1 pseudogene is annotated in these 393 nt (G+C 65.1%); it reads right to left on the bottom strand.

Annotated elements, in window-relative coordinates:
• Positions 1 to 138 precede the first annotated feature (138 nt).
• A pseudogene (locus tag P9236_RS30670) lies at positions 139 to 393 on the bottom strand (rhizopine-binding protein); the annotation flags it as partial.

Here is a 393-nt window from a genome sequence, read left to right as displayed (position 1 = left end):
CTCAGCCCGCCAATGCCATGCGATGTCTGTGACACGTCTTCTTCCTCCGAATGACCGCGCCCGTCCTCCCGCCCGGTGGGGCGGAAGAAGGAAGGGAGCGGCCGCAATTTTGCGCCGCTCCGTATGGAAGCGCCTATCTCAGTTCTTCTTCAGGAACTTGTCGATGTTGGCCGGCGTGACGAGCTGGAAGGGAATGTAGACCTTGTGCTCCACCTTCTCGCCCTTGGAGAGCTTCAGCGCCGCATCGAGCGCGCCGGCGCCCTGGCCGGCCGCGTCCTGGAAGACCGTCACGTCGAGATTGCCCGCCTGCATCGCGGCCAGCGCGTCCTGGGTGGCGTCGACGCCGCCGACCACGACCGACTTCATGTCGATGTTGGCGGCCTTCATCGCCTG

The organism is Mesorhizobium sp. WSM4884, assembly GCF_029625675.1.
Classification (GTDB): domain Bacteria; phylum Pseudomonadota; class Alphaproteobacteria; order Rhizobiales; family Rhizobiaceae; genus Mesorhizobium.
The sequence above is the reverse complement of the archived record's forward strand: the minus strand, read 5'-3'. Positions and strand labels throughout refer to the sequence as shown.